Annotated in this window: 26 protein-coding genes; 19 read left to right on the top strand and 7 right to left on the bottom strand. The window is 59.1% G+C overall.

From position 1 onward, the window contains the following. Positions 1-21: 21 nt before the first annotated feature. The 4 genes from BK660_RS05160 to BK660_RS05145 all read left to right on the top strand — a co-directional run bounded on the left by BK660_RS05160 (position 22) and on the right by BK660_RS05145 (position 4,364). Positions 22-993 carry a VOC family protein gene (locus BK660_RS05160; RefSeq protein WP_123432364.1) on the top strand — a complete coding sequence of 324 codons (972 nt, stop codon included), beginning with the start codon at positions 22-24 and terminating at the stop codon, positions 991-993. Beyond that, positions 990-1,808, top strand: a complete 819-nt coding sequence (locus BK660_RS05155) for an enoyl-CoA hydratase/isomerase family protein (protein WP_123432363.1) — start codon at positions 990-992, stop codon at positions 1,806-1,808. Before BK660_RS05160 ends, BK660_RS05155 begins: the two co-directional genes overlap by 4 nt. A gap of 30 nt (positions 1,809-1,838) precedes the next feature. Next, positions 1,839-2,660 (top strand): SDR family NAD(P)-dependent oxidoreductase, encoded by an 822-nt coding sequence (locus BK660_RS05150; RefSeq protein ID WP_123432362.1) that lies wholly within the window; start codon positions 1,839-1,841, stop codon positions 2,658-2,660. Positions 2,661-2,759: 99 nt separating this feature from the next. Next, complete coding sequence (locus BK660_RS05145; RefSeq protein WP_123432361.1) at positions 2,760-4,364, top strand: phytoene desaturase family protein; 1,605 nt, start codon at positions 2,760-2,762, stop codon at positions 4,362-4,364. Positions 4,365-4,445: 81 nt separating this feature from the next. On the opposite strand, the gene BK660_RS05140 is transcribed toward BK660_RS05145, so the two are convergent. Then, a complete protein-coding gene (locus BK660_RS05140) occupies positions 4,446-5,108 on the bottom strand; it encodes a TetR/AcrR family transcriptional regulator (protein WP_123432360.1) in 663 nt (220 codons plus the stop codon). Positions 5,109-5,290: 182 nt separating this feature from the next. On the opposite strand from BK660_RS05140, the gene BK660_RS05135 reads away from it, so the two are divergent. From BK660_RS05135 to BK660_RS05115, 5 genes are all read left to right on the top strand, one after another. Beyond that, positions 5,291-6,568: a cytochrome P450 gene (locus tag BK660_RS05135; RefSeq protein ID WP_185044968.1), complete on the top strand. Its 1,278-nt coding sequence runs from the start codon at positions 5,291-5,293 to the stop codon at positions 6,566-6,568. A gap of 51 nt (positions 6,569-6,619) precedes the next feature. After that, entirely contained in the window at positions 6,620-7,651 is a 1,032-nt protein-coding gene (locus BK660_RS05130; protein ID WP_123432359.1) for a hypothetical protein, read from the top strand. Between the two features lie 88 nt (positions 7,652-7,739). Beyond that, the gene (locus BK660_RS05125; RefSeq protein WP_123432358.1) at positions 7,740-8,528 is read left to right on the top strand and encodes an SDR family NAD(P)-dependent oxidoreductase; all 789 of its coding nucleotides are present in this window, start codon (positions 7,740-7,742) and stop codon (positions 8,526-8,528) included. 45 nt (positions 8,529-8,573) lie between these two features. Beyond that, on the top strand, positions 8,574-9,875 hold the full coding sequence (locus BK660_RS05120) for an MFS transporter (protein ID WP_123432357.1): 1,302 nt from the start codon (positions 8,574-8,576) through the stop codon (positions 9,873-9,875). Positions 9,876-9,898: 23 nt separating this feature from the next. Next, a complete protein-coding gene (locus BK660_RS05115; RefSeq protein ID WP_123432356.1) occupies positions 9,899-10,249 on the top strand; it encodes a nuclear transport factor 2 family protein in 351 nt (116 codons plus the stop codon). 56 nt (positions 10,250-10,305) lie between these two features. Here the strand turns inward: BK660_RS05115 and BK660_RS05110 are convergent, their stop codons facing one another. The 4 genes from BK660_RS05110 to BK660_RS05095 all read right to left on the bottom strand — a co-directional run bounded on the left by BK660_RS05110 (position 10,306) and on the right by BK660_RS05095 (position 14,090). Further along, entirely contained in the window at positions 10,306-11,139 is an 834-nt protein-coding gene (locus BK660_RS05110; RefSeq protein WP_123432355.1) for an oxidoreductase, read from the bottom strand. An 85-nt stretch (positions 11,140-11,224) separates the two neighbouring features. Further along, entirely contained in the window at positions 11,225-12,460 is a 1,236-nt protein-coding gene (locus tag BK660_RS05105; RefSeq protein WP_123432354.1) for an NAD(P)/FAD-dependent oxidoreductase, read from the bottom strand. 20 nt (positions 12,461-12,480) lie between these two features. After that, positions 12,481-12,801, bottom strand: coding sequence for a 2Fe-2S iron-sulfur cluster-binding protein (locus BK660_RS05100; protein ID WP_123432353.1), 321 nt, complete (start codon positions 12,799-12,801; stop codon positions 12,481-12,483). A 26-nt stretch (positions 12,802-12,827) separates the two neighbouring features. Continuing rightward, the gene (locus tag BK660_RS05095; protein WP_123432551.1) at positions 12,828-14,090 is read right to left on the bottom strand and encodes an MFS transporter; all 1,263 of its coding nucleotides are present in this window, start codon (positions 14,088-14,090) and stop codon (positions 12,828-12,830) included. 413 nt (positions 14,091-14,503) lie between these two features. Between BK660_RS05095 and BK660_RS05090 the strand changes: the two genes are divergently transcribed. The 6 genes from BK660_RS05090 (at position 14,504) to BK660_RS05065 (ending at position 19,952) form a co-directional block, all read left to right on the top strand. Beyond that, positions 14,504-14,740, top strand: coding sequence for a ferredoxin (locus BK660_RS05090; RefSeq protein ID WP_123432352.1), 237 nt, complete (start codon positions 14,504-14,506; stop codon positions 14,738-14,740). Between the two features lie 51 nt (positions 14,741-14,791). Beyond that, complete coding sequence (locus tag BK660_RS05085; protein ID WP_123432351.1) at positions 14,792-15,550, top strand: SDR family NAD(P)-dependent oxidoreductase; 759 nt, start codon at positions 14,792-14,794, stop codon at positions 15,548-15,550. Between the two features lie 66 nt (positions 15,551-15,616). Further along, a complete protein-coding gene (locus tag BK660_RS05080; RefSeq protein ID WP_007942508.1) occupies positions 15,617-16,567 on the top strand; it encodes a 2,3-dihydroxybiphenyl 1,2-dioxygenase in 951 nt (316 codons plus the stop codon). Between the two features lies 1 nt (position 16,568). Further along, positions 16,569-17,453: a fumarylacetoacetate hydrolase family protein gene (locus tag BK660_RS05075; RefSeq protein WP_123432350.1), complete on the top strand. Its 885-nt coding sequence runs from the start codon at positions 16,569-16,571 to the stop codon at positions 17,451-17,453. Positions 17,454-17,491: 38 nt separating this feature from the next. After that, complete coding sequence (locus tag BK660_RS05070; RefSeq protein ID WP_123432349.1) at positions 17,492-19,078, top strand: MFS transporter; 1,587 nt, start codon at positions 17,492-17,494, stop codon at positions 19,076-19,078. 88 nt (positions 19,079-19,166) lie between these two features. Continuing rightward, positions 19,167-19,952, top strand: a complete 786-nt coding sequence (locus BK660_RS05065; RefSeq protein WP_123432348.1) for an IclR family transcriptional regulator — start codon at positions 19,167-19,169, stop codon at positions 19,950-19,952. A gap of 9 nt (positions 19,953-19,961) precedes the next feature. Here BK660_RS05065 and BK660_RS05060 read toward each other — a convergent pair whose 3' ends face one another. Beyond that, complete coding sequence (locus BK660_RS05060; RefSeq protein ID WP_123432347.1) at positions 19,962-21,152, bottom strand: thiolase family protein; 1,191 nt, start codon at positions 21,150-21,152, stop codon at positions 19,962-19,964. Next, on the bottom strand, positions 21,152-21,550 hold the full coding sequence (locus BK660_RS05055; protein ID WP_123432550.1) for a Zn-ribbon domain-containing OB-fold protein: 399 nt from the start codon (positions 21,548-21,550) through the stop codon (positions 21,152-21,154). The genes BK660_RS05060 and BK660_RS05055 overlap by 1 nt, the downstream gene beginning before the upstream one ends. Before the next feature lie 139 nt (positions 21,551-21,689). On the opposite strand from BK660_RS05055, the gene BK660_RS05050 reads away from it, so the two are divergent. From BK660_RS05050 to BK660_RS05035, 4 genes are all read left to right on the top strand, one after another. After that, the gene (locus BK660_RS05050; protein WP_123432346.1) at positions 21,690-22,391 is read left to right on the top strand and encodes an SDR family NAD(P)-dependent oxidoreductase; all 702 of its coding nucleotides are present in this window, start codon (positions 21,690-21,692) and stop codon (positions 22,389-22,391) included. Further along, positions 22,388-23,386: a fumarylacetoacetate hydrolase family protein gene (locus BK660_RS05045; RefSeq protein ID WP_123432345.1), complete on the top strand. Its 999-nt coding sequence runs from the start codon at positions 22,388-22,390 to the stop codon at positions 23,384-23,386. The genes BK660_RS05050 and BK660_RS05045 overlap by 4 nt, the downstream gene beginning before the upstream one ends. 122 nt (positions 23,387-23,508) lie before the next feature. Continuing rightward, positions 23,509-24,909 carry an aromatic ring-hydroxylating dioxygenase subunit alpha gene (locus tag BK660_RS05040; RefSeq protein ID WP_123432344.1) on the top strand — a complete coding sequence of 467 codons (1,401 nt, stop codon included), beginning with the start codon at positions 23,509-23,511 and terminating at the stop codon, positions 24,907-24,909. An 87-nt stretch (positions 24,910-24,996) separates the two neighbouring features. Continuing rightward, positions 24,997-25,572: an aromatic-ring-hydroxylating dioxygenase subunit beta gene (locus BK660_RS05035; protein WP_123432343.1), complete on the top strand. Its 576-nt coding sequence runs from the start codon at positions 24,997-24,999 to the stop codon at positions 25,570-25,572. Positions 25,573-25,649: the final 77 nt, after the last annotated feature.

Genomic DNA, 25,649 nt, shown 5'->3' with positions numbered 1-25,649 from the left:
GGCAATTGCAAGGAGAGAATTATGTTCGAGTTATTGATGAGTGCCGACATGATGGTCCCGGACCCGGACGGCATGACGGAAATGTTGGTCGACAAGCTCGGGATCTTCAAACACGAACGCTGGCGCCAGGCGTTCGATAATCACCCGTACATCGCGCACTTTCTGCGTGTACATAAATCCCTGGCGGTGTCGCCCACGCGCATTGAACCGCAGTGGCACCTGGATCGGCCAAACCCTGGCGACCCGTTGTTCCATGACTTTCTGGAAAGCCTGAAAGATTTCCAGGGCCATCATCGGCCGATGATTACCCACTCCATCGTGCTCGCCCTGCATGGGGACAAGTTCGATGCACTGGTGGACAAACTGATGCGTCGTCGCTTGCCATTCCGCATGGCGCAGCGCACCCCGGAAATGCCGTTCGATCGTCTGTGGCTGGGGGCTACCCCCGAGCAACCGTATTACCAGCCTTCTGTGGACGGGGGGCTGTGCATTGAAATCATGCCGACCGAGCCGTTGCAGATGCCGCCCGAAACCTATCAGTTGCCACCGATGCAACCGCGCGATCAGAAGCCTGGCGACATGGTGCGCGTCACGGCCCGTGGCTTCCTGGTACGCGACCTTGATGAAACCCTGCGCAAGGTATCGACCAACCTCGATTGGGAACCGAGCGGGCCGGTCGAGAACATCCGCAGCGAAGGCTACCGCCGTGCGCGTATGGGTTTCACCGTGCCCAACAGTGCCACCCTTGATGTACTCGAGGCGACCTACTGGAACACCGACGCCGGTCACTACGTCAATAACTGGGGCCCGGGTCCGTATTACATCCGCATCGGTGTCAATGACCTGGCCGCCAAGGCAGAAGATCTGCGCGCACGTGGCACCCGGTTCCAGTGGATCGAATCTTCGGAGGCCGTGGGCGGTCGTCCATTGATCAAAATCGATCCACAAGAACTCAATGGCCAGGTCTTCGAGTTCGAGGAGTGCCCTGCATGAGTACAGCGCAAAACCAGCAGGCTCCCGTGCTGATCAACGGTGCGGTGCGCCTGGAGCGCGATGCGATGGTGGGCTGGGTCGTGCTGACTCGCCCCGGACAGATCAATGCCATCAACGATGAGATCCGCCAGGGGGTGCCGCAAGCACTGGCACAGTTGCAGAGAGACCCTGAGATTCGCGTGATCGTGATTCGCGGGGAAGGCGAGCGCGGCTTTTGCGCAGGCGCCGATATCAAGGAACGTCGGGGCCCGGAGTCCAGCCTGCAAGTGCGTCAGCGCATGGAAAACGTACGCTGGATCGAATCCCTGGACGGCATCACCAAACCCGTGATCGCTGCCATTCATGGCTACTGCATGGGAGGAGGGCTGGAGCTGGTGCTGGCGTGTGATATCCGCTTCGCGGCCCCCGATGCCGTGTTCGCGTTGCCGGAAACCGGACTGGGGCTGATTCCCGGTGGCGGCGGCACGCAGCGGCTGTCCCGAGTCGTGGCGCCGGGTCAGGCGTTGGACATGTTGCTCACCGGTGACCGCGTAGGCGCCGAACAAGCGCAGCGCATTGGCCTGGTCAGTCGGCTGGCCAGTGACAATGCCAACTTCCTGGAAGAGGTGCGTGCTTTTGCCCAGCGCATCGCCAGCAAACCACCCACCGCATCGGCCTTTGTCAAACAGGCCGCGCGGGCGGCGCTGGAAATGGATCTCAAGCGAGGTCTGGACCTCGAACTCGATCTGTTCGCTTTGCTGGCCCCGACCAAGGACGCCCGTGAAGCGGCCCAGGCCTTCAGCGAGCGGCGCGAACCGCGTTTTACCGGCGAGTAAAGCACCCCCTAAAACAAAAAGGATAAGGGCATGAGTACAGGCAAACTGGCAGGACGAGTGGCCATTATTACCGGCTCCGGTGGCGGTCTGGGCGCCGAATGCGCGCGGGTCTTGGCATCCCATGGTGCGAGTATTGCCGTGGTCGATATCAATTTCGAGGGGGCCACGGCCGTTGCACAATCGCTGGTCGCCGAGGGCCATCAGGCCTTGGCGATTGCCACCGACGTGTCCTCCGAAGACGCTGTGCGGGCGATGGTTGCCCAAGTGAAAGAGCGTTTTGGCCGCATCGACATCTTGCACAACAACGCGGCGATACTGAATGCCGAGCAACGTCAGCTGGACCGCGATTTCGTCAACCTCGACATGCAAGCCTGGGACCGCGCCATCGCCGTCAACCTGCGTGGCGCGGTGCTGTGCACCAAGCATGTGATTCCGGTCATGCTCGAACACGGCAAGGGTTCGATCATCTTCGCCACCTCGGGCCTGGGCATGCAGGGCGACATGTCCCTGACCGGCTACGCCACGTCCAAGGCGGGGCTGATGATGCTGCCACGCATGGTGGCCTCGCAGTACGGCAAGCAAGGCATTCGCGGCAACGCCGTGCAGATCGGACTGGCGCCTTCGGAACACGCCATGCCTGAACCCTTGCTCGACATTCTGCGCGACAACCACTGCACCGCCGAGCTTGGCACGCCACGGCAGATCGCCGACGTCGTGGCGTTCCTGGCCAGTGATGAGTCCTCCTTTGTTACCGGCACCACCTTGGTCGCCGACGGCGGTTTCAGCAGCCACACACCCTCCCTCGTGGCGATGCGCGCACTGTTTGCGCAGATGGGCCGCACCGGCATGTAACGCTTGCCGCGGCGCACCCTATGCGGTGCGCCGAGGCTGATCTTCGCCGCCACAGCCGCTGCGAGCCGCCGTGGTTGAACTTCAACATGGAAGCCTGTGATGAACCCGAACCAAACTGTGAGTAACACTGATTTCGATGTGATCGTGGTCGGTGGTGGCACCAATGGCTTGTCGGCGGGCTGCTACCTGGGCATGGAAGGCAAGAAGGTGCTGGTACTTGAAGCTTTGGACAAAGTCGGCGGGATGGCCTCGTCTGGCTACCTGATACCTGAAGCGCCGCAGCACCTGGTTCACCCTTGTGCGCTGGACATGATGTCGATGCGGGTACATTCCCATGTACCGGCGGAATTGGGGCTGGACCGCCACGGTTTCAAATCGGTGGAACTCGCGCCGGGGTATGTGTACCTGCACCCGGACGGACAATCGCTGATTTTCTGGCGTGACCGTGAGAAAACCGCTGCCGAGATTCGCCGCTTCAGCAGCAAGGACGCCGAAGCGTTTCTTGAGTTCATGAAGGTCATCGACATGTTCCTCGATATCGCGCTGCCGATGATGCGCGTCGACCCGGCGAAGACCAACCTGGGCGTGAAGCTGAAGATGCTCGGTACTGCAATCAAACACAAAGCCTTGAAACCTGAACTGATGGCGCTGATGACGGGGTCCGCGTTGCAGGCGGCGCGGGAGCGTTTCGAGCACCCGGTGACCCTCTCCGCAATGTGTGCACTGACCGGCCTGGCGGGGGATATCAGCGCCGATGGCGGTGGGATTTATTACGCCTTGCTGGGTTTTCTCCACCGATTTGGTGTGGGCCGAGTGCTGGGTGGGATGCAGCAGTTGAGCAACGCCATGCAGGCTCGGCTGGAAGAGTTGGGAGGCAAGGTGCTGGTGTCGGCCAGCGTCAGTGAAATCGTTGCCAAAGATGGACGGATCAAGGGTGTGAAACTGGCTGATGGTCGCCAGTTCACGGCCCGTGCCGTCATTGCCGGCTGCCACCCCAAACCGGCGCTGGATATGGTCACCCGTGGTGAAATCCCTCAACACCTTTTGACCCGCATCGCCATGGCCCCCGCCAATGGCAAGGGTTCTGGACCACTGAAGGTGGACGTGGCCTTGCGTGGGCAGATTTCCCTGCCACGTTTTGAAGCTGCGCGCGGTGATGGCGTGGATCTGCGTAAAACCGTGATGTTGATCGGTACCGAAGAAGCCGTGCTGGAAAACTTTGCCGCCTGCGCCCGTGGCGAGGTGCCGAAGTTGCCCTATATCACCGTCGCCGCACCGAGCGCCGCCGACCCGTCACAAGCGCCGACTGGCCAGGACGTGTTGTACATCTATCCGCCGGTGATGCCGGTGAACCCCAATGAGGGTTGGGACGCATTGCGTGAACGGGTCGCCGACCAAGTGCAAGAACAGCTGTATGACTACATTGAAGGGATCGAAGGGCAGGTGATTGGCCGCCACATCGAGGCCGCCCCGGACTTTACGGCGCGATTGAATACCGTGAATGGTTGCGTGGTGCATATCGACACCACCTCCATGCGTTCGAGCACCATGCGCCCTGCATACGGTTTGGGAGGCGATACCTTGCCGGTGGCGGGTCTGTATTTTGGCAGCGCGGGGATTCATCCGGGTGGTGGGGTCAACGGCATGGCCGGGCGATTGGCAGCCAAGCGGGTGAGCAAGTACCTGAGTAAAAAAGGCAACTGAACCTGTTGCAGGTCCGTTAGCGAAAGCGCGAACGCTGAGCTTTTGTGGCAAGGGAGCTTGCTCCCTCGCCACAGACCGCCGTTATAGGCTGTCGGCGTTTTTTTCTGCACCCAACGAAATACTCGCCAGGACGAAGTCCGCCGAGTACTGACGCCACGTGGCCATTCCTTCTGCCGAGTCGGTATCCAGCCCCGCAAGCGCCGACATCGAGTAGCGGTTGGTGAACCAGCCAGTGGTCACCAAGGAGGCGCTGGCCAACAGCAAGCGCGGGTTGATACCTGCGCGAAAATCACCGCTGGCAGCCCCGCGAACCAGGATGGCGTCGAGTTTGTTGATTAACGCTGGCGCCATTTCCAGAAAATGGTTACGCGGTGTTTCGTGGGCGTCGTGATAGCGAATACCTTCCAGTGCCAGGCTGCCGAGGAAAGGGTCGAAACGATATTGATCGAAGAAATGGTTAAGTACTGTGCGCATCGCCAGAGGGGGTGTTAACGGCTCGACGTTGAGGTTAACCAGCTCGGACATGATATTGCTCGACGACTCATCCAGTACCGCCACGAACAAGCCTTCTTTCGAACCATAGTAGTGGTAGACCAGTTGTTTGGTAACGCCGGCTTCGCGGGCAATCTCTTCCACACGCGCCCCGGCCAGGCCCTTTCTGGCGAACTCCACGCGAGCAGCAGCGAGCAGGCGATTCATCGTATTGCGTTTGCCCTGTTCGCCACCTTCTGCCTTTACCGCCACCTCGTACTCCTCATGCCTGTATTGGCCAGGCTATTCATACCTTGAAGCATTTTCCTGAGTGCCTTCGTTTGACCCCGAGTCAAACGAAGCGGGCCACCGGTGCAGATACAACCGCATACCATAGGTTGGCAGCCGGGCAATCTTGGTGTGCAAGCAGAATAAAAACAAGACAGGAGATCCTGATGAGCAACGAAAGTGCAGCACTGGACCTGGCAACCGCGTACTCCGCCGTGTCGGAAATGTACCGTGGTACTGACCTGGATATTCATGCGGTGTGCCGCGAACAACGCTTGAAATCGCCGATCTATGAAGGCGACTTCATCAAGCAGTTCGGCGTGCCGACCAATGCTGGCACCCAGCAGGGCACACGCCCGACGTTCGCCTTGTTCAAGTATCAGGACGTAATGACCGTTCTACGCGATGGTGCGACTTATACCAGCGGCTTTATTGCCGAAGGTCTGGGGGCGTTTTTCGATGGCTTGATCATTCTTGCCATGGACGGTGACGAACACCGCAAGGTGCGCGCCTTGCTGCAACCGGCATTTATGCCGGAGACCGTGAACAAGTGGCGCCCGCAGATCGATCAAGTGATCCGCGAGGAATACATCCAGCCGATGTTGCCGGCCAAGAAGGCCGACCTGATGAAGTTCGGCCTCGAACTGCCGATTCGCGTCATGTACGCCCTGATGGGCTTCCCGTCGGATGATCCCTCCAAGTACAAGCAGTACGCCGCCTGGGCCTTGGCCATTGTCGGCGGCAACCAGATTGACCCGAGCAAAATGGTGGAAGCGCGACGTCAGGCCGGCATCGCCGTCAAAGGACTTTACGACGCCATTGCCGAAGTCGTGGTGCAACGCCGTGCCGAGGGCAGTCAAGGCGATGATGTGGTCGGTCGTTTGCTTCGCGCGGAATACGAGGGGCGCACGCTGGATGACCACGAGGTGATTACCTTCACCCGCTCGCTGTTGCCAGCCGCTGGTGAAACCACAACGCGCATGTTCGGGTCGGTGATGACTTTGCTGCTCACCACACCTGGCTTGCTCGAACGCGTCAAGGCCGACCGCTCGCTGATCGGCAAGCTGATGGACGAAACCACCCGCTTTGAACCGGTGGCCACGTTCAAGGTGCGCGAAACCGCCAAGGAAGTGGAGTTTCACGGTGTGAAAATCCCCAAGGGCTCATTCGTCCAATGCATGGTGGTGTCCGCCAACCGCGACGAAGATGCCTTTGAAAACGCCGATGCATTCGACATTGATCGCAAGCCAAAACCGTCCTTTGGATTCGGCTTTGGCCCGCACATGTGTATCGGTCAGTTTGTGGCGAAGGTCGAAATCAGCTGCGCGGTCAACGCGATCCTCGATCTGTTCCCCAACTTGCGTCTCGACCCGACTCAGCCAGTACCGCAGATCGGCGGAGCACAGCTGCGTGGCGTTTCGACGCTCCCGGTGATCTGGGACTGATCGACGATTCAAACCCGTTTCCAAGCCTGAACAAAAACAACAGAGGGCATTATGAGAACGTTCAAAACCATTCCTGAGCGCGGTGATTTCGGCTTCCAGCAACTGGTCGGCCCGCACACGGTCACTGGCGCTTCGATGTCTGCCGAACGCGGCTTTTTCGGCCTGCAGTTGAGCAAGAGCTCGCCGTTTGGATCGGTGCGCGATGAGCAGGGCAATATCTATTCATTCGTACGGTCGTTGATGGCGCCCAATGGCACGCCGAACCCGACCAAGTTCTACTACTTGAACAACCACGTCGACAACGCCCACCTGCGCATGGACCACGAAAAAATGGCCCGCCAGGCACTGACGCCACTGCCTGTGCATAGCCTGGAAGGTGATACCGCGCGCTGGGCCAGTCAACCGGGTGAACCCGGTAATGGCTGGGAAATCACAGCCAGCAGCGAACGTCTGACCTGGAAAGAAGAAGGCTTGTTTCACCTCGAAGGTCGTCTGCTCGGACCGGGTTTGCAGTGGTACTTGCCGGGTGTGGAGTGGGGCACTTTCTACGTTTCACAGTTGTGGGATATCGCCGGTGTCTGCGAGGGGCGTCCGGTAAAAGGCGCCATGGCGCTGGACCAGTTCTACATGGCCGAGGGCGGCGCCATCCACTTCAAGAAAGACCTGGTGGTGAACAACAACAAGCACGTGATCTGGTGGTCCTTTGTCACCGTTTATAAAGACGGGACGTGGGATACCGGCTCTTTCATGGTCGGTCACGACCACCTGGGTTACGCCATTTTCAACAATGAAAAAGGCGAGGTGCGGGTTACCACCGATATCGAAGGACAGACCGAGCACAAGGACGGTAGCTACTTTTTGAAGACCGCCAAAATCGTGCTGGAAGGCAAGGAAGAGTGGGAATTCCTGCCTGACGAGAAGGGCGAAATGATCGACTTCGTGGGTGGTTTTCCGGTCACGGCGCAGCAGGAAGGGCGGTGGCGTCGAGTTGGTGATACCCGTGAGCCTTCGCACTGGCTGGGCTGGGGCGAATCGGATCGGCGTAACGGCTCGGCCCGTAACGTTCCCGGCAAGGACCTGTAAATCAGCTGAGTGCGCCGGGTTGCGAACAGTTGCCCGGCGCAAGCGCTGCATCAAAAGCCTCTCCTAATAACAACAAAGAGGAATCACGATGAAATTCCGCGACAAAGTCGTGCTGGTCACCGGTGCCGGTCGAGGCATGGGGCGCGCCATTGCCCTGGCTTATGCCCGTGAGGGCGCCAAAGTGGTGGTGTCCGCACGCACCGCTCGATACGGCGAAGAAACCATCGGGCAAATCAAGGCCCTGGGCGGTGAAGCCTGCCTGGTCGGCGGAGACATCGCCGACCGCGAGGCGATCAAGTCGATGGTCCAGGGTGGCGTCGAACGTTTTGGCGGCCTGGATATCGTGGTGCATTGCGCCGCCGATACCAGTCATGGGCTGATCGTCGAAATGGCCGATGACACCTTCGATCACATTGTTCGCAGCAATATTCAGTCGCTGTTCTGGTTGGCCAAGGACAGTGCGCCTTACCTGTCCAAAGCGGTCGACAAAGGCCGGCTGATCTTCATTTCGTCCGGCGAAGCCAACCGCAAATACACGCCACGACTGATTGCCTATGGTTCCAGCAAAGCGTTCATGAATTCATTTGCTCGCGGCCTGGCGGTGGAATTCGGCGCCATGAATATTCTGGTCAACGTCGTCGAACCCGGTCTGATCGGCACTGACCATATGCTGGAAACCCTTGGCAATGAACTGCCGCATAAACTCGCCGCACATTTCCCGGTCGGGCGCTTGGGCGAGTCCGCCGACATTGCCAATGCCGTGATGTTTCTGAGTTCCAACGAGGCCTCCTATATCACTGGCACGTCGCTGCTGGTGGATGGCGGCGCCACCATGATCGCGCTGCCCAAAGTCGAAGAAATCCTCAAGGGCCATTAATCATGTCGCGCGGCCGCGATGGCGGCCCGCGCCGGGAGTCAGGTCATGACAATTGAGACACGCAACAGCAGCAATACCGCGCATGGTGGCAATGATTTCTCCGAGTTCAAGCGCGGCTGGCGCGTGGTGCTGCTGGGGCTGTTTGGCATTTGCACCAGCCTTTCCGCTGCGCTGCTGTATGCCTTCGGCACCCTGGTCATTCCGCTGGAGCAGGCGTTCGGCTGGAGCCGTGGCGATTTGCAGGCTTCGATCACTTTCTTGTTCGCCGGTGTAGCGATTTCCACCCAGTTGGTCGGCTGGCTTTACCGCCGTTACGGTTTGCGTCGAGTGGCGATTGTTTCGATCGTATTGCAGATCGTCGGTTACTTTGCCATCACCCAAATTCAGGGCTCGATTGCTTGGTTGTACCTGGCGTTTTTCAGCATGCCGATCGTCTGTGCCGGCACGATTGCGATCACCTGGACACAACTGGTCAACCTCTGGTTCGAGCGCAACCGTGGTCTGGCGCTGGCGGTGATTCTGTGTGGGACCGGGCTGATGGCGATGATTCTGCCGCCACTGCTATCTCGATTGATTGCCCTCTATGGCTGGCAGGCGGGGTTTATTGCACTGGGGGCGATGCCCCTGCTGTTTACGCTGCCCCTGTCATTGATGTGGTTGCGCATGCCAGAACCACACGTCAGCACCGAGGCGACGGCACAGAAGGAACACCCGGAGCTGACCGGGATGTCATTCAAGCAAGCGTTGCGCTCGGGAAAATACTGGGGCTTTAACATCGCGTTGATATTGTCGGTTTCGTTGACCGTAGGCATGGTCACCAACATGGTGCCGATGCTGCAAAGCAAGGGCTTGAGCGGACTGCAAGCCAGCCAGATTTTCAGCACCTTTGGTATTTCCATCATCGGCGGACGTTTGTTGGTGGGCTACATGCTCGACCGTTTTTCGCCTTCTTTGGTGGCGGCGGTGAGCCTGGCGCTACCCGCGCTGGGGTGTGCGATCTTTCTCTTTGGTGGGGCGCAGAGCACGCCGTTAATGGTCTTTGCCACCTTGTGCATCGGCGCAAGTGCCGGGGCTGAATTCGATCTGGCGGCATTCCTGATGGCACGCTATTTCGGCCTGAAAGACTACGCCCGTACCTTTGGTTTGCACCTGTGCCTGATCACCGTTGCTGCCGGGCTTGTGCCCATGCTGTTCGGTCATCTTTACGATGTGTACGGCAGTTATTCAGCCGTGTTGGTGTGCTGTCTGTGCTGCGCGATTATCGGCCCCACCATTTTGTTGTGGTTGAGGATGGAGCCGGCATTTCTGGCGCTTCAGCACACTCTGCAGCAACGGCAACACGCCTGAACCCACCCGAGGAAGAACGTGATATGAGCATGGACAAACACGCAATCGAGCATTTCCTGCATGGCCAGATCGACTGCTGGAACAAAGGCGACAAAGAGGGTTTTTTTGCCCACTACCAAAGCGTTTCGGCCAATGGCTTGAGTATCGAATACGTCGGCAAACCACAGCACGATGCCTGGCAAATTCTGGAGGGCATGTGGGCGCAACAGCAGTCGAAGATTCGCGTCGAGGTGCGTCAGTGCATCGTCAATGGTAATGAAGCTGCGTGTCATCACCTGAACGCTTTTCGCGAGCAGGAAGGGGGCATCGAGACAATCGAGTTGTATCGGTTCGAAGAAGGGAAGCTGTTTGTGCGTTACTTCATCAATCAGTAACGGTTGAACACCCATGTGCACACAGCCTTGTTAAAAAGGCTGTGTGCATGGGCGGCTTATAGGCCGTCGGTGGAGTATGAAAGCTGTCGCCACAGCTCGATTTCCGCGAGCATGTTATTGAGCTTGTTGCTGACTTGTTGATAAGCGTCGGAGCCTGCCAGGTAACGCAACGGCGGATGTTCACTGTTAGCCAGGTGCACCAGCGCGGCTCCCAACTTCGCTGGGTTGCCGGTTTGCTGGTGGTTGTAGGCGGCCGAAGCGCCCATGACCTTGGCCGTGAATGCGGCGTAATCCTCTAGCCCACGGGTACCAAAGACAGCGGAGCTGGGGTCGAGGAAGTCGGTACGGAAAACCCCGGGTTCCACGAGCGTGACCTTGATGCCGAACTGGGCCACTTCCAGGGCCAGGGATTCGGAAAAACCTTCCACGGCAAATTTCGACGCGCAGTACAGCGCCGCACCGCCCATCCCGACAACACCGCCCATCGAAGACACGTTGAATACGTGACCGCTACGTTGCGCACGCATGACAGGCAATGCGGCGCGGCAGACGTTGAACACACCAAACACGTTGGTCGCGAACTGCCTGTCGGCTTCGCTGGCAAGATTGTCTTCAAAGGGCGCCAGTTGCCCATAGCCGGCGTTGTTGACCAGCACATCGATACGACCAAAACGTGCGATGGCAGTCTCTACGGCGGCCAGTGCCTGGGCTTGGTCCGTCACATCCAGGGCCACCGCCAAAACGCGTTCACCATACTCGGCAAAGACATCTTCCAGCGGTTCGATGCGCCGGCCACTGACCACCACGCGGTCACCGTCAGCCAATGCGGCCTTGGCAATGGCCGCCCCAAGGCCTCGGGCCGCACCGGTAATAAACCAGACTTTGTTCATTGCATCGCTCCAGTCGTAGTGCAAAAAAAAGCCGCGTCAGCTCGTAGGCGGGCGCGGCTGCAGGTATTACGGGTCTGCTCGGCGCTCAGTCGCGGTTGGCCGCTTCCCAGGCTTTCAGATCGAATCCGTCAGCGGCGGCTTCGCTTGCGGTCAACTTGGGCGCGCGGGCGAGAATCTTGCGCGCGGCCATGTGATCGCCCATGCGGTTGCAGGACTCGACGGCCACCAGTCGGTCATTGCGGAAACACAGCACGGACAGTTGTTTATCTTGGGCAGACCCAAGGACAACAGTGCTGTCGTAGCCGTTGGAGAGTCCGGCAATCTGTAGCTTCAGGTCGCCCTGATCGGTCCAGAACCAGGGCAGGGCGCTGTAAGCCGCCGGTTTACCCATCAGCCGTGCGGCCACTGCGCGGGCCTGGTCGATGGCGTTCTGCACCGACTCGAGGCGTGTGTGTTGTTCATCGTTTTGCAGGCAAGGGAAACTGGCGACATCACCCAGCGCGGAAATTCGCGGGTCAGAGGTGAGCAGGTTGGCGTCGACCTTGATGCCATTCTCGATGGCCAGACCCGCTTCGGTTGCCAGTTGGGCGTTGGGGATCACACCGATACCAAACACCACGAGGTCGGCAGGCAGGGCACGTCCGTCAGCGGTTTGCACGGCGCACACTTTACCGTTGTCGCCATCAATGCGGCTCAAGCCCTGGCGGAAGTCGAAATGTACGCCCCAGGCTTCATGGGCCTGGCGAAACAACTCAGACATTTCCCGCGATACGGCACGGGCCATTGGCCGCTCGGCCAGTTCCAGCACATGGACATTGGCGCCCTGTGCGGCGGCGACCGCTGCAAACTCCAGACCGATGAACCCGGCGCCGATCACCACCACATTGCGCGCTTCTTTAGCCAGCGGCGCCAAGGCATCCGCGTCGGCTTTGGTTTTGATGCCGAATACCTGCGGCAAGTCGGCGCCTGGCACCGGCAACGGCCGGTTGTGCGCGCCCGTGGCCAACACCAGGTGGTCATAGCTGACAGCATCACCGGAGGCCAACACGACGCGACCGTTCTGGCGGTCAATTGCCGTCGCCTGGTCATGCAGCAGTTCAATGCGTTGGGTGGCGTAAAACTCGGCAGGGCGAAACAGCAGATTGGTTCCCTGGATCTTGCCGAGCAGGTAGGCCTTGGACAATGGCGGCCGCTGATAAGGCAGGCCGGGCTCATCGCCGATCAGGGTGATGCGCCCGTCATAGCCTTCCTGGCGCAAGGAGGCAGCCACCTGAAAACCGGCCTGGCCAGCACCGACGATAACGACTGAGGCGAGGGTCATGAGAGCTCCTTCAAGCGCATTCAGAATTGCGACGACGGCAGGTGCAGAACCATGCCGTCCATTTCTTGGCTGATGATCAACTGACAGCTCAAACGGCTGTTGTCCCGGCGTTCGAAAGCGTATTCGAGCATGTCGTTTTCCATGCTTTCCGGCGCTTGCACTTTGCCAAGCCAGGCCTCGTCGACATAGGTGTGGCAAGTGGCGCAGCTGCAGGCGCCACCACAGTCGGCAGGAATGCCCGGCACTGAGGCGAAGGTCGCGGCTTGCATTACCGATTGGCCGATGTCGCCTTTGACCTGATGGGCGGTGCCGTTATGTTCAATAAACGTCAATGTGGGCATGTTCTGCTCCGATTCTTGTTGGGGGCTCAGGATTGGCTGGAAACAGTTTGTGCGTTGAAGCGCGGCACGCGGCCCAGGGTCAGTAACAGCAGAGGGCCGATCAGGCAGCAGGCGGCGCTGTACACCAGCATCGCCGTGTATGAACCGGTGCGTGCCAGCAGGTAGGCGAAGAGCAGCGGTGCCAGGGCCGAGGCCACGGTGTTCAAACCCTGATGGACGCCAAACAGACGGCCGTACTCGCGCAAACCGAAGTAGCGGGCAATCAGGAACGCGGCAATATCGAATTCTGCCCCGGCACCAAAACCGACCAACACCGCCGCCAACAGCAAGGGCGCGAATTCAGTGGTCGGGCTCAGGTAGATGAAACAGCCAATGGCGGGCAGCACCAGGCTGAGAGCAGCTACCGCCGGTGGCCACAAGCGGTCGATCAGGTAGCCGATCAACAGGCGGCCGAAGATCAGCGAAATACCAAAACCGCTGAAGATGGTGGCGGCCGATCCAGCCGACAATCCCCTGGCTTGCAGCATGGGCACCGTACTGGTGACCATGCCGACAATCGAAGAAATCACCAGGCCCAGCGCCAGGTTGCAGGTCCAGAATTTCAGCGAGCCCATGCCTTCACGAAAACCCATGCCGGGTAATTGCTCCAGCGCACTGGCGTCACTACGGTTAGCCACCGCAGCAGGTAGCTTGAACCACAGCAGAATCAGCGGCAGCAGCACCAACAGGTTGAGCAGCGCGAGAATCACGAAGGCTGCGCGCCAGTCCCATTGCTCAATGCCCCACGCCATCAGGCGGGGAATGGTTGCCGCGGTGACGCCGGTACCGGACAGACCGATGGCCAGCGCCAGGCCACGGTTGCGGTCGAACCACAGGCTGATCAGTTGGGTCCAGGTGACCGCCAGGGCGCCCATGCCCACGATGGGCAGCAGCGCAAAGGCGATGTACATCGACCAGATCGAATGGGTCAGTTGAGTGGTCGCCAGGTAGCCGAGGGACAGCAACAGCAGGGAAATGACCGTGACGCGTTTAATGCCGTAGCGCAGGTTGAACCAACCCACCAACTGCAACGACACGACCGCACCACCAAACAAAAAGGTAATGCATGCCTGTAGCTCGCTCTTGCTCCAGCCAAACGCATCGCCCAGTGGCACGACCAGGGTGCCGAAACCATAGAGCAGGGCAGCGTTGATGCTGATGGCAACACCGGCAACCGCCAAAATCAGGATTCTCCAGCTCTGGCGGAATTCGTGAAGATCAATCGCCGCTTCGTTTTTAGACGGGTGCATAGGGTTGGCTTCCTTATTGGTTTTGTTGAGCCAAGCACTGCTACGGATGGTGATTCGGACCATCATGAGCAGATTCTTTGAACAGAATCTTGTTTTTTTATTCAGAATAAAATCAGAAATTCCGCTTTGTCCAGCACAGCTATCTGACTCAAAGACAAACGAATTTCCTGCGTTGCATTCGCCTTTGAATCAATCTGGAGCTGTTCATGTTCAACATTGCGGGAGCGGGCTTTCTCGTGACGTGGCCGGGACATTCAACCTGAATGTCGCCTGCCAGACCGCTATCGCGAGCAAGCTCGCTCCCACAGTTGTTCAGCGGCGATTACCAGCATATCCGCGTTAAAAATTAATTGCACATAAAATAAAATAGTGTTCATAATTTGCTTAAAGCTGAGCCTGATAAGGAGAAAAAGATGAGTTCAGAAAAAGCGCAATTCAAAGCCGTGGCGGACCGTAGCCGCTGCTGTGGTTATGGCTTGTGTGCCGCGATTTGCCCAAGCCTGTACAAACTTGATGCCGATGGCCTTGTGTACATGGACGATGCCCGTGTTCCGCCGGAACTGGAGGAAGAAGCCCGTGAAGGCGCTGCCGCCTGTCCCGCGGAGGCCATTTGGCTTGAACCCATCACCTCTGAAGACGAAGCCGTTTGATGGCGCGAGTCTCGCTCGCAACGTGATAACCACTGAGGTGAGGATGTGCTGATGGGACGTTTACAGAACAAAGTCGCGTTGATTACCGGAACCGGCGGTGGTCAGGGCCGTGCGGCGGCGCTGCGCTTTGCCCGCGAAGGGGCGATTGTGGTCGGGTGCGACGTTTTCGCTGAAGGCCACGAAGAGACGGCAGCCTTGATGCGGGCCGAGGGGTTTACCCTGTATGGCTCGGCCCCTGTAGACCTGGGCGATCACGAGCAGGCCAAGGCCTGGATCGATGCCGCCGTCGCTGAGCATGGGCGCATCGACGTCCTCTACAACAACGCTTCCGCCGCACGTTTCGGGCTGGTCAGTGAGCTGTCGATCGAAGATTGGCAGTACACCATGCGCAACGAAATCGATCTGCTGTTCTATACCACCAAGTATGCCTGGCACCACTTGGCCGAACAGCGCGGGGTGATCATCAACGTGTCGTCCACGGCGGCCTGGGGCGGCTCGAAAGTCGCCGGTATCTCGGCACATTCGGCGGCCAAAGGCGCTGTGGTGTCCTTCACTCGCCAGTTGGCGGTGGAAGGCGCGCCGTTCGGCATTCGTGCGGTCAGCCTGAGCCCGGGCTTTGTCGCCACACCCGGCACCCGGCCGTTTCTGGAGGACCCGAAGATGCGCGCCATGCTATTGGATGGCGTCTTGATGGACCGTCCTGGCGAACCTGAGGAAGTGGTGGCAATGGCGGTATTTGTCGCCTCCGATGAGGCTTCGTTCATTACCGGTTCGGACTTCGTCATCGACGGCGGGTTACTGGCGATCTGACACACGCGACGCCAGGGCAGGTGCCAGCGGCACCGTTTCATCTCGAACAATAACAAGGTGAATAACGTGGACATCATCGGTATCGGTTACATGGGCTTCGAAACCCCCAATCTCGAAGCGTGGCGTGAGTACGGCCCACAGGTGATGGGCTTTGGTATCGGCAAAAACCCCGAGAGTGACCCAGAGTCGCTGTACTTCAAAATCGACGATCGCCGTCATCGCTTTGCGTTCCATCCAGGCAAGGTCGACCGGATTGCCTACATCGGCTGGGAAGCCGTAGGGCGCATGGCGTTCGAAGCTGGCATCAAGAAGCTGGCGGCAGCCAATGTCGAATACACCCGTGGCGATGCTCAATTGTGCGAAAAGCGTGGCGTGCGCGAGTTAGTGCGCTTCCGCGACCCTGTGGGCTATCAGCACGAACTTTTTTACGGGCAAAAATGGCTGCCGCGCTCATTCCAGCCAGGGCGTCCACACAGCGGTTTCCTGGCCGACGAACGCGGTGCGGGCCATGTGGTGCTGATTACACCGGACTACACACCTGAACTGGAAGATTTCCTGCTCAACGTCATGGGTTTCAGCTGGTATGGCGCTGGCGCGGGTAAAGGGCGCACCGGTTTCTTCCGTTCGAAACTCAACCATCACACCAGTCATGACATTGCTTACGGCCACGGTCCAGGACGCATGGGCGTGCAGCATGTCGGGCTGTTTGTGCGCAATGTGCGCGACGTCGGTGAAACCTACGACATCGTGCGTCAGCGCGAACTGCCGATGATGATGACCCTGGGCCAACACGCCCAGGACCCGCACCTGTCGTTCTATCACTTCAATCCGTCCGGCTTTGCCTTCGAGACCATTGCGGAAATCGAGCCATGGCAAGGCGACCCCTATGAGTTGAACCCGGAAAAACTCAGTCTGTGGGGCCACGAAATGGTCGGTCCGATTCTCGGTGCCAGCGTCAAGACACCGGAAGAAGTGCTCGACGCCGAGTACCTGCCAATCTACCTGGCCAAGCGCTGACATGCGTCTGGCGCGGGTCGAGGTGGCCGGGCAGGCGTTCTGGGCGTTGCTGGATGCGCAAACGGATCGCCTGCGGCGGATTAATGCGCCATTCGCCCAGTGGGCCGGACTCGGCGCGGATCTTGCGCCAGACGCCCTGGATCTTTCTGGCGAATGGTTGCCCTTGTCGGCTGCACGCCTGCTGGCGCCGCTGGAGCCGGGCAGCCGGGTTTTTGGTGTGGGCCTCAATTACCTCAGCCACCTCAAGCGTCTGGGCAGCGATGCGCCGGCGCACCCGCTGGCCTACATCAAACCTGAGTCCGCGCTGGTTGGTGCTTACGACGAGATCGATTATTCGCCGCTGACCACCCAGCTCGACTATGAGGTCGAACTGGTCGCCGTGGTGGGCCGGCCGTTGCTCGATGAACCCCATGCCAGTGATTGCTTGCTGGGGTACACGGTGGGCAATGACATCAGTGCGCGGGATGCCGGTAAACAGATTGGTCGCCTGGACCTGTTGACCCAGAAAGCCATGGACCGCGCAACGCCGGTAGGTCCCTGGGTCGTGACGGCGGATGAATTGGGTGTCACCGGGCAGCCAGCATTGGAGATGCGCCTGAGCGTCAACGATGAACTGCGCCAGCAGGACAATACCCGGCAGATGATTTTTACCCTGGATGAGCTGCTCAATTATCTGGATGCGCGCATCAGTCTGCGCCCGGGTGACTTGGTGTTTACCGGCTCCACCCACGGTGTGGGCCTGGAGACCGGACGTTTTTTACGGCCGGGTGACCGGGTCGAGGCGCACATTGAAGGCATCGGGCTACTGCGCAATACCATTGCTGCACCACGTCGGTTGAGCCCTGCGCGCGCGATCGGGCGACTGGGCCTACCGCTGGATAATTAACCGCTATTTTTGATGGGTTTGAGCGCTGGGGAGTGATGATGAGCGAGGGGTCGGCGTGGGCGCCGTTTCGCAATAAAGCGTTCCGCGGCTTATGGCTGGCGGCGGCGGTGGTCAATATGGCGATCTGGATGCAGACGGTCGCTGCCGCATGGATCATGACCACATTGACAACGTCTGCCGCAATGGTCTCTCTGGTGCAAACCGCCGTGACTCTGCCGGTCTTCCTGTTTGCCTTCCCGGGTGGCGTGATTGCCGATCGGGTGGACCGCCGCGGTTGGCTCATTATCACGCAGTGCATGATGCTCTTCGCCGCGCTGGTGCTGTGCATGCTGGCGTACAGCGCGCACCTGGAAACCTGGGGGTTGCTGGCGTTCACCTTTGTCCTGGGCACCGGCAGTGCGTTGGGAATGTCGGCGTGGATGGTGACCATGGTCGGTGTACTTTCCCGCGACCAGGTGCCGGCTGCCGTGTCGTTGAACGGCATTTCCATTAATGCGACCCGGGCTTTGGGACCGGCGCTGGCCGGTGCGTTGATTGCTTACTGGAACACCACTTCGGTGTTTTTGGTCATCGCGTTGTGCATGTTCGCAGTGCTGCTTTTCCTGTTTCGCCTGGTTCCGAACCCACCAGCCGTGGGTTTGCCGCCGGAAACCCTGACGGGAGGCATGCGCAGTGGTCTGCGTTACATCCGTCATTCGGCGGTATTGTTCAGCGCCATGAAGCAGGTGCTGGTATTCACCAGCAGCGCCAGTGCCTTGTGGGCATTGATGCCGTTGGTTGCCAAGCAGGAATTGGGCATGGACGCCGGTGGTTACGGCTTGCTCATGGCATTTCTGGGTGCCGGTGCAGTGTTGGCGGCACTCAACTTGCCGCGTCTGTATCGCATTTTGAGCATGCGGTATCTGCTGGTGTGCGGCGCCATCGCCTTTGCCCTCGCGACCCTCACTGCTGCGCTTTCCCATAATCGCTATGGGGTTTGCGCGATGATGTTACTTGCGGGGTTTGGCTGGATGGCGGTCAACGCGACCATTTCCACGGTTGTGCAAACGTATGCCGCCAACTGGGTACGCGCACGGGTCGCGTCGGTCTATGTGCTGGTCTTGATGGGCTCGATGGCCGCCGGCGGGGCGATATGGGGGGCACTGGCGCAATATCTCGGGTTGAGCCAGAGCTTGTTGCTCTCGACGGTTTTGTTACTGCTTGGTATTGCGCTGACCCGTAACGGTCACGTGGAACTGGGCCAGGAGGCAGATTTTGCCGAGGTGCAGTTGACCGACAAACTGCAGCTGGCCAGTCCGGTGTCCTATTCAGATGGGCCGGTATCCATTGAGATCGTCTACCAGGTCACGGAGTCCAACCGCGATGACTTTCTGACTGCGGTGTATGCAGTCGGCAAGTCAAGACGGCGTAACGGTGCGCAAAACTGGCGCCTTTATCGCGACATGGCGGACGAGCAACTTTACAGTGAGCGCTTTATCGTCGAGTCCTGGCTGGAGTATTTGCGCCAGCAGATGCGGGTAACTCAGGCAGACCATGATCAGGAGCGTCTCATCGAGCGTTTTCGTCGCGAGGGCCTGCAAACTCGTCGGCTGATCTACCAGCCGCTGGTGAAACTATCTGACTAAAGTGTTCGATTCATTCCCAGATAAAACTTTTACGTCGTCATTCATTCTCAGGCTAGAATGGCGGCACTTTAAAGTTACTGGATCGGGCATGGACCTCACTGACGTCAACGACACCTCAAAAGCGGCCGGCGCAACACTCGTCAAGCCCGTTTCCAACGCCATTCGCATCCTGCGCTACCTCAGCCAGGTGGGTACGCCGGAACGTTCGGTGGACATCGCCCGGCAATTGAAGATCAACCCCAGCACCTGTTTCAACATCCTGCGCACGCTGGTGCAAGAGGAGGTGGTCGACTTCAGCGCCATGTCCAAGCGCTACTCGGTTGGCTTGGGGCTGGCACGCCTGGTGGAACAATTGGTCACCCAGGGCCATCGGGTCCAGATGGCCAAGCCTCTGTTGCAGAACCTGGCGGCGCGCCAGCGGGTGACCATCACCCTTTGGCGTAAAATGAGCCCTGACCGCATCGTCATTGTCAGTTCCGCCGCGAGCCCGACTGATGTGCGCATCGACATGGCTGAAGGTCAGCGCCTGCCGATTCTGATGGGCGCCAGTGGGCGCTTGTTCGCCACTCAGATCGACCTTGACGACCCGGAAGTACAGAGCAGTTTCGAGAGCATTCGCTGGGCCCAGCCTTTGTCGCTGGAACTTTACCGCGAGGAAGTGAGACAAGCAGCCGAGCGAGGCTGGTCCATTGACGATGGACATTTCTCGGGGGGTATTCTCGCCATTGCAGCGCCGGTCTACTCGCCGACCCACAGCATTGACTTCACTGTTTCAGCGGTGATGTTCCGTGGCCAACGGGACGAAGAAGGCCTTGCCGAACTGGGCAAGGCGTTGATCGAGTTCTGTAACGAAGTGGCCGGCGTTCTCTACTGAGTCACCCCGTTACTCGCGTACCAGCAGCAGGCTGCCCCCCAGGGGGCCGCCACCTGCCGCCACCGTACTGACCTGGTGTTCTCGGGTTTGCCGACCTTCGGCACGGCCCCACAGTTGCAAGCAGGCTTCATGCACGTAACCAAGTCCATGTGTCCGGCCACCGGATAACTGTCCGCCATTGGTATTGATTGGCAAGCTACCGTCCAATGCGATGCGAGTGCCGCCCTCCACGAAGGCTCCGCTTTCTCCGGTGGGACACAGGCCGAGGGCTTCCAGCCAGATCATGGTCAGAATCGAAAATCCGTCATACAACTGCGCAGAGCCAACATCCTGCGGAGTGTAATCGGTGCGTGCCCACATCATCTGGCCGACATCGAAAGCGGCCATTTTGGTCAGGGAGATCTGGTCCCATGACCAGGGCTGGTTCAATGCAGCTCCCATGGCTTCAATTCGGATCGGTTTGTTCGGCTGATCCTGGGCGATATCCCGGCGCGACAGGACGATGGCGGTCGATGCGTCGCAATGCACGTCGCAGTCGAACATGCGCAGCGGTGTGGAAATCATCCGCGATGCCATGTAGTCGTCCATGCTCATCGGCGTGCGAAACACCGCTTTGGGGTTGCGCATGGCGTTCTGGCGACAGGTCAGGGCTATTTGTGCCAGTTGCTCCGGGCGGGTGCCGTATTCATGGAAGTGACGCTGGGCATACAACGCCATGAGGTTGATGCCTGATTGCACATTGAATGGCGTGAACCACTGCCAGGCGTAGCTGCTGTCGCGACCTTGGGTTTTGTTGGTCAGGGCGCCGGCTTGTTTATTGGTCATGCGGGCTGACGCTTCGGTGATGGTGCGAAACACCAGTACGTGCTTGCACAGGCCGGCCGCAATTGCCATGGCGCCATTAATTACGCCGGTCAGTGGGCCGGGCCCTTCATAACCGCCGCCGAACCAGTTGACGTTAAGCCCAAGGGCACTCTTCAGCGCACTGGGGCCGACCGGCGAAAACGGGTCGCCATTGTTGTTATCTCCCGGCCAGCAAGCCACGCCATCGATGTCGCTGCGTTGCAGCCCTGCATCGGCAATCGCTTCCAGGCAGGCATCCAGGGTCAAACGCATTGCTGATTTGCTTGAGGGTCGCCCGACTTCCGATTGGCCGATGCCCGTGATGGCGACGTCTTTTTCATAACGATGATCGAACATCACTGATCCCTCTCGAACAGCGGCAACCAGACATCCTCGACATTGAGGAAGCTGACCCGTACTGGCATGTCGATATGTACGTCCGAGACCGCCATGCCCACCACGTTGCTTACAAATTGCAAGCCGGCTTGTTCCACCAGTTCGATGATCGCGACCACATAGGGCACTTCCAGGTCGGGGGCCCAAGCCTGGTAGTTGATGGTGTAACTGAGCACTTTGCCCTTACCGGACACCGCCTCTGGCGCCACATCAAAACTCGCACAGAGCGGGCAAAGCGGAGCAGGGGGGTGGAAATACCGGCTGCAGGCCGCGCAGCGATGAACGAGCAGTTCGCCCCGTTCGCCGCCTTGCCAGAAGGCGCGGTTGTCGGCGTTGAGTGCAGGAAGTTTTCTAGGCATCAGCGGTCCGCAGGTGAGTGTTTGACTTGAAGTCATACGGTATCATTTGTACATATTTTCTAAAAGTGTCATATATTCGTACCGACGAAGGCACGAATTGAACCTTCGAGCCGAAAAACAACAACAAGAGGATTTCGCGATGTCCCAGTCGTTACTGGACAAGAGGGTAGTCGTCACCGGCGGGTTTGGTGCCCTCGGCAGCACACTTGGCAAATTCCTGCTGGCGCGGGGCGCCCGGGTTGCCTTGCTGGATCGCAGCGAGGCGCCTGCCGCCTTGCTGGACACGGAAAATCTGCTGTGCCTGGGCGGCGTCGACCTGACCTCGACCGAGTCGGCCAGCGCTGCTTTCGAGCAAATCGCCGCGCAGTGGGGCGGTATTGATGGCTTGGTCAATGTCGCGGGCGGCTTTGCCTGGGAGACCGTCGAAGGCGGTAGCCTGGAGACTTGGGATCGCCTCTATCAGATGAACGTTCGGACTGCAGTGGTCAGTTCCCAAGCGGCGCTGGCGCACCTGGTGACCTCCATGGCAGGACGCATCGTCAACATCGGCGCGCTGGCCTCGGTCAAAGCCGCGACGGGTATGGGGGCTTATGCCGCCTCCAAGGCCGGTGTCGCCCGGTTGACCGAAGCCCTGGCGGAAGAACTGAAAGATCGTGGTGTGACGGTTAACGCCGTGCTGCCAAGCATCATCGATACTCCCGCCAACCGTGCCGACATGCCGGATGCCGATAGCAGCCGCTGGGTGACCCCGGAGGCCTTGGCGGCGGTGGTCGCGTTTCTGTTGTCCGACGAAGCCGCGGCGGTGACCGGTGCGCTGTTGCCAGTGAGTGGCCGCGTATGAGACTGGTGACTTATACCGACGCCGAGGGTTTTGACCGCGCGGGTGCATTACTCAATCAGGACCAGCAGGTGCTGGATCTGCAGATCGCTTACCGCTTGCTGGAAAGTCGCGACACGGCTGCGTTGAGCAGCATTCTGGCGCTGGTGGAGGCGGGTGAGCCGGCGCTGGAACTGGCCCGTTCGCTGGTGGCCAAGGCGCCCTCTGCGGCGGTGCTGGAGCGTGCCAGTGTGAAGCTGCGCGCCCCGATCCAGCCACCCCCACAAATGCGTGACTGCTCTTGCTTCGAACTGCACCTGCGCCAGAGCTTCGCGGCGGCTCGTCGCGCGCGCGCACTGCGCACCGAAGATCCGGAAGCCACCTTGAAGGCGATGAATACGCGCGCCGACGACCGGGTGATCGAGACCTTCAACAAGCAGCCCATCTACTACAAGGGCAATCGTTTTGCGGTGATCGGCATCGACGATGAATTCCAGTGGCCAAGCTTTAGCCGGGCGATGGATTTCGAACTGGAATTCGGTTGCTACATCGGCAAGCGTGGCAAGGACATCAGCCGTGAAGCCGCCCGTGGGCACATCGTCGGTTACACCATCTTCAACGACATGAGTGCTCGTGATGCGCAGGCCCTGGAAATGCCCGGCATGCTCGGCCCGGCCAAGAGCAAGGATTTCGACACGGCCAATATCATGGGGCCGTGCCTGGTCACCGCAGATGAACTGGGTGATCCCTACGACCTGAACATGGTTGCCCGGGTCAATGGCGAGGAGTGGGGACGCGGAAATACCCGTGACATGCGCTGGAGCTTTGAAGATGTGATTGCCCACGTGTCGCGCTCAGAAACCTTGTACCCCGGCGAATTTCTGGGTTCCGGCACGGTCGGCAACGGCTGCGGCCTGGAGCAACTGCGCTATTTAAAGCCTGGCGATGTGGTTGAACTGGAGATCGACGGCATCGGTGTGCTGCGAACTCAAGTGGGCAAGGCGCCGACCAAGGACTGACGATTACCTGAGTTGCGAAGAAATCACTTACAACTCGAAAGTGAATTCTATGTACATAAATAAAGAAAGTGTCTTATATTTCGTTGCGACCACTGTCGTGACGCTCTGATTAGGAGGCAATCATGCTAACAAGAACAAGCCCCGTATTGTCGGATGGAACCAAGGTCTCGGACCTCATCTATCCATCCAGCCGTGAAGTACAAATGCGCGTGTTGTCTGACCGCGAAATTTACGAGCTGGAAATGGAAAAAATCTTCGGCAAGATCTGGGTACTCCTGGGTCATGAGTCCGAGATTCCTAATTCCGGCGACTTCATGGTGCGTGACATGGGGTCTGATTCGGTCATTGTTGCCCGTGGCAAAGAAGGCGAGGTGTTTGTAAACCTCAACGTGTGCCCGCACCGCGGAATGCGCATCAGCACCGCCGATTGCGGCAACACGCAAATCCACAAGTGCATCTATCACGGCTGGGCCTTCCGTCCCAATGGTGACTTCGTCGGCTCGCCCGTCGAGCGCGAATGCATGCACGGCAAGATGCTGCCCAAAGAAGAGCTGGGCCTGAAAAAGGCACGGGTCACGCTGTATGGCGGTTTGGTATTTGCCACCTGGAACATTGAAGGACCGTCGTTTGACGAGTTCCTGGGCGATGCCAAGTGGTATTACGACATGTTGTTCTGTCGCTCCGACAAGGGCATGGAAGTGCTCGGCCCACCGCAGCGCTTTATCGTTAACGCCAACTGGAAAACCGCTGGGGAACAATCGGCGGCCGACGGGTTCCACACGCTGACCTTGCACCGATGGTTGGGCGAAGTGGGTAACTACGCCAAAAAAGGCGAGGGTGAAACCGCTGACCTCAGCCCGGAAATGATCGGCGTGGAAATCAGCTCGCCGCACGGCCATGCGCTGCGCTGCATCGATCTGGCACGCAAGATCAAACGTCTGACCGGCCTCGATCCGGCAGAGCTGACGGTGCAGCAAAAACTGGAAGCATTGCCACCTGCCGGCATGACTGCCGACATGGTCGAGCAACTGGCGCGCAATCTGACTGAGGATCAGTTGAAAGTGCTGACCAGCATGCCGCCGCAAGTCGGCGGGATGTTCCCGAACATTCTTTTCGGCTTCGTTTACATTCCGCAGCCGGATGGCAGCGTAGTAGGTTCGATGACCTTGCACGCTTACGTGCCGCGCGGGCCGGACAAGCTGGAGTTCGTCAACTGGGTGTTTGCCGAGAAAGACGCTTCCCCTGAATTGCGCGACAAGATGCTCAAGCAAACCATCCAGTTGTTCGGCACCTCGGGCATGGTCGAGCAAGATGACTCTGATACCTGGCCACACATGACCCTGGCCGCCAAAGGTGCAATGGGCCGCAAGAGCACGCTGAAATACCAGGCCTGCTTTGAAACCGGAGCACCCGAGGGCTGGCCTGGCCCTGGCATCGTCAACGAAGGTTTCACCAAGGACGATACCCAGTGGCACTGGTGGCTGTACTGGCACGAGCTGATGACTGCACCGAACGAGCAATAAGCGCCCGTTGGCCCAGGTTCGATTGCGGTCTTCGGGTCGCAATCGCCGGTAACAGCATTAACAAGAATAAAAGTGAGGAAATGACTCATGGCTCAGGTTCAACAACGCGGTGTGGAGGATATCCAGCCGGGTTCCCCAGTCGGTACCAAGCGGGTACCGGTGGGCTCGCCGATATACAACGATGTGGTGACCTTTCTCTACGAGGAAGCCACGCTGCTCGACCAGATTCGCCTGCAGGAATGGGCCGAACGCCTGGACACCGACCTGGTGTACACCGTGCCGCTGCGCCAGACTCGCGTGGCGTCCGAGCTCAGGACCACCATTGTGCGCAGTGTTCAGCACTACCACGATGACTACCGTTCGATCATGGGCCGCATTTTGCGCCTGTCTGGCAAAAGCGCCTGGGCGGAAGATCCTCCCTCGCGTACCCGGCGTCTGGTGACCAACGTGTTTGTCGAAGAAACCGACAAGAGCGATGAGTTTGTGGTGACCAGTTACCTGCTGCTGACCCGTAGCCGTTTCAACGATCACCATGTCGATGTCATCAGTGGTGAACGACGTGATGTGCTGCGCCGGCACGAAGCAGGGTTCAAGCTTTCCCGGCGTGAAGTCATCATTGACCAGGCGGTGCTTGGTACACCCAATCTGGCCGTCTTCCTCTAGGTTGCATCGGCGGCCCGGTTCCAAACCGGATCGCCGTGTCCAGAGGGCATTGACGGCGCTGCTGTTGACGCGCGAAT

This window comes from Pseudomonas brassicacearum (assembly GCF_003732265.1).
GTDB lineage: Bacteria > Pseudomonadota > Gammaproteobacteria > Pseudomonadales > Pseudomonadaceae > Aquipseudomonas > Aquipseudomonas brassicacearum_D.
The sequence above is the reverse complement of the archived record's forward strand: the minus strand, read 5'-3'. Positions and strand labels throughout refer to the sequence as shown.

What these genes read in the sequence shown, in the direction of transcription:
- BK660_RS05155 (WP_123432363.1), top strand. Translation starts at nt 990, where the DNA reads ATGAGTACAGCGCAAAACCAGCAGGCTCCCGTGCTGATCAACGGTGCG.
- BK660_RS05085 (WP_123432351.1), top strand. Translation starts at nt 14,792, where the DNA reads ATGGGACGTTTACAGAACAAAGTCGCGTTGATTACCGGAACCGGCGGT.
- BK660_RS05160 (WP_123432364.1), top strand. Translation starts at nt 22, where the DNA reads ATGTTCGAGTTATTGATGAGTGCCGACATGATGGTCCCGGACCCGGAC.
- BK660_RS05095 (WP_123432551.1), bottom strand. Translation starts at nt 14,090, where the DNA reads ATGCACCCGTCTAAAAACGAAGCGGCGATTGATCTTCACGAATTCCGC.
- BK660_RS05145 (WP_123432361.1), top strand. Translation starts at nt 2,760, where the DNA reads ATGAACCCGAACCAAACTGTGAGTAACACTGATTTCGATGTGATCGTG.
- BK660_RS05055 (WP_123432550.1), bottom strand. Translation starts at nt 21,550, where the DNA reads ATGCCTAGAAAACTTCCTGCACTCAACGCCGACAACCGCGCCTTCTGG.
- BK660_RS05120 (WP_123432357.1), top strand. Translation starts at nt 8,574, where the DNA reads ATGACAATTGAGACACGCAACAGCAGCAATACCGCGCATGGTGGCAAT.
- BK660_RS05090 (WP_123432352.1), top strand. Translation starts at nt 14,504, where the DNA reads ATGAGTTCAGAAAAAGCGCAATTCAAAGCCGTGGCGGACCGTAGCCGC.
- BK660_RS05100 (WP_123432353.1), bottom strand. Translation starts at nt 12,801, where the DNA reads ATGCCCACATTGACGTTTATTGAACATAACGGCACCGCCCATCAGGTC.
- BK660_RS05125 (WP_123432358.1), top strand. Translation starts at nt 7,740, where the DNA reads ATGAAATTCCGCGACAAAGTCGTGCTGGTCACCGGTGCCGGTCGAGGC.
- BK660_RS05035 (WP_123432343.1), top strand. Translation starts at nt 24,997, where the DNA reads ATGGCTCAGGTTCAACAACGCGGTGTGGAGGATATCCAGCCGGGTTCC.
- BK660_RS05050 (WP_123432346.1), top strand. Translation starts at nt 21,690, where the DNA reads ATGTCCCAGTCGTTACTGGACAAGAGGGTAGTCGTCACCGGCGGGTTT.
- BK660_RS05070 (WP_123432349.1), top strand. Translation starts at nt 17,492, where the DNA reads ATGAGCGAGGGGTCGGCGTGGGCGCCGTTTCGCAATAAAGCGTTCCGC.
- BK660_RS05110 (WP_123432355.1), bottom strand. Translation starts at nt 11,139, where the DNA reads ATGAACAAAGTCTGGTTTATTACCGGTGCGGCCCGAGGCCTTGGGGCG.
- BK660_RS05135 (WP_185044968.1), top strand. Translation starts at nt 5,291, where the DNA reads ATGAGCAACGAAAGTGCAGCACTGGACCTGGCAACCGCGTACTCCGCC.
- BK660_RS05105 (WP_123432354.1), bottom strand. Translation starts at nt 12,460, where the DNA reads ATGACCCTCGCCTCAGTCGTTATCGTCGGTGCTGGCCAGGCCGGTTTT.
- BK660_RS05130 (WP_123432359.1), top strand. Translation starts at nt 6,620, where the DNA reads ATGAGAACGTTCAAAACCATTCCTGAGCGCGGTGATTTCGGCTTCCAG.
- BK660_RS05115 (WP_123432356.1), top strand. Translation starts at nt 9,899, where the DNA reads ATGAGCATGGACAAACACGCAATCGAGCATTTCCTGCATGGCCAGATC.
- BK660_RS05075 (WP_123432350.1), top strand. Translation starts at nt 16,569, where the DNA reads ATGCGTCTGGCGCGGGTCGAGGTGGCCGGGCAGGCGTTCTGGGCGTTG.
- BK660_RS05040 (WP_123432344.1), top strand. Translation starts at nt 23,509, where the DNA reads ATGCTAACAAGAACAAGCCCCGTATTGTCGGATGGAACCAAGGTCTCG.
- BK660_RS05060 (WP_123432347.1), bottom strand. Translation starts at nt 21,152, where the DNA reads ATGTTCGATCATCGTTATGAAAAAGACGTCGCCATCACGGGCATCGGC.
- BK660_RS05045 (WP_123432345.1), top strand. Translation starts at nt 22,388, where the DNA reads ATGAGACTGGTGACTTATACCGACGCCGAGGGTTTTGACCGCGCGGGT.
- BK660_RS05150 (WP_123432362.1), top strand. Translation starts at nt 1,839, where the DNA reads ATGAGTACAGGCAAACTGGCAGGACGAGTGGCCATTATTACCGGCTCC.
- BK660_RS05065 (WP_123432348.1), top strand. Translation starts at nt 19,167, where the DNA reads ATGGACCTCACTGACGTCAACGACACCTCAAAAGCGGCCGGCGCAACA.